This window comes from Micrococcus sp. HSID17227, assembly GCF_003989405.1.
Lineage (GTDB): Bacteria > Actinomycetota > Actinomycetes > Actinomycetales > Micrococcaceae > Micrococcus > Micrococcus luteus.
Genome location: NZ_RBLN01000342.1, coordinates 1 through 1,831 on the forward strand (window position 1 = coordinate 1; position 1,831 = coordinate 1,831).

Sequence of the window (1,831 nt, forward strand, 5' to 3'; positions counted from 1 at the left end):
CGCCTCGCCGAGGCAGGCCGCGTGCCGCACCTGCTCGGCCTCCCGCCGGCGTCGCCGCTCCCCCTCGGTGAACGACTGCCCGGCGCCGAGGGCGGTGACCGCGGCGAAGGCGACCCCCAGGAACCCGAAGAACGTGCCCCACGCGGCCCCTGGAGGCACGGCGGTGTGGATCGTGGCCGGCTCAGATGCCGAGCACGGCCTGGGCGATGAAGAAGTAGACGACCAGGCCGAGGGCGTCCACGAGCGTCGAGATGAACGGGTTCGAGAACACGGCGGGGTCGGCGCCGATCGTGCGCGCCGCCAACGGCATGAGGCCGCCGACGGTGGCGGCGAAGGCGCACACGGTGAACAGCGTCGCCCCGATCACGAGACCGACGGGCCACGAGAACACGAGCCCGGCGAGCACGAGGCCCAGCAGGCCGATGCACCCGCCCAGGGCCATGCCGACGCGCAGCTCGCGGAACATCACGCGCGGCGCGTCGCGGGGCCGGACGTCGTCGAGGGCGAGCGCCCGGGTGACCGTGGTGGCCGCCTGGTTGCCCGTGTTGCCGCCGGTGCCGATGATCAGCGGGATGAACAGGGAGAGGACGACCATCTCCTCGAGCGTGTCCTCGAAGACGCCGAGCACCTGCACGGTGAGGGTGGCCCCGATCGCGAGCACGAGCAGCCACGTGATCCGCGAGCGCATCAGGCTCAGGACGGAGGTCGCCAGGTAGGGACGACCCAGCGGCTCCACGCCGCCGGCGCGGGCGGAGTCCTCGGTCGACCCCTCGTCGAGGACCTCGAGGGCGTCGGCCACCGTGAACACCCCGATCAGGCGACCCTCCGAGTCCGTCACCGGCACGGTCCACAGACGGCGGTCCGCGCAGAGCCGGGCCACCTCCTCGGCGTCCTCGGTGGCGACGGCGGACACCGGTTCCCGCATGATCTCCGAGACTCGCGCATCGAGCGGCTGTGTGACCAGCACGGAGACGTCGACGACGCCCGTCAGACGCGCCTGGGGACTGACCACCGGCACGGAGACGATGGCGGCCTGCTCCTGCCCCCCGTGCTCCCGGAGGTTCTCGAGCGCGGTGGACACGGTCCAGTCCTCGCGCAGGCGCACGGGCGCCATGCGCAGCCGCCGTCCCACCGAGTCCGCCGGGTAGCCCAGGAGCCGGCCGGCCTTGCCGCTCGCCTCCGCGTCGAGCCCGGCGAGCATCTTGCGGGCCACGTTGGCCGGCATCTCGTCGAGCAGCCGGGCCTGGCCCGAGACCCGCAGCTCGGCGAAGAGGTCCTGGACCTGACCGTCCTGGAGCTTGCGCACCAGGTCGGACTGCTGGCCCGTCTCCATGGCCGCGAAGACCTGGACCGCCGTCGTCTTGTCCAGGAGGCGGAACAGCATCGGGGCCATGCGCGGCTCGGAGCGGTCGAGGAGTTCGAGCGCGTCGCCCGGGGACAGCGCGCGCAGCAGCTCGACCGCGCTGTCGAGGTCGTCCCTGCGCAGGTGCTCGCGGATGCGGCCCTCGACGCTCTCGACCTCGCGGCGGATCATCGCCTCGTCACCTCCTGGGGGTCGCGGGGGCCCGGTCCGGGCCCCCGTCCGGCGGCGGCGCGCCGCGCTCAGCCGTGGAAGAAGTGGCGCGCCCCGGTCAGGTACAGGGTCACGCCGGCGGCCTCGGCCGCGGCCACGACCTCCTCGTCCCGGACGGAGCCGCCCGGCTGGACGACGGCCTTCACGCCGGCGTCGATGAGGATCTGCAGCCCGTCCGCGAACGGGAAGAACGCGTCCGAGGCGGCCACGGACCCGCGGGCCCGCTCGGGGGCCCCCTCACCGGAGACGTTCTCGGCG

Annotated in this window: 1 protein-coding gene and 1 pseudogene; both read right to left on the minus strand. The window is 73.9% G+C overall.

Annotation, left to right across the window (positions count from 1 at the left end):
* Window positions 1-181 precede the first annotated feature (181 nt).
* Complete coding sequence (mgtE, locus tag D8M29_RS11575; protein ID WP_127435263.1) at window positions 182-1,534, minus strand: magnesium transporter; 1,353 nt, start codon at window positions 1,532-1,534, stop codon at window positions 182-184.
* A gap of 68 nt (window positions 1,535-1,602) precedes the next feature.
* Window positions 1,603-1,831, minus strand: a pseudogene (gene purH / locus D8M29_RS11580) (bifunctional phosphoribosylaminoimidazolecarboxamide formyltransferase/IMP cyclohydrolase); the annotation flags it as partial.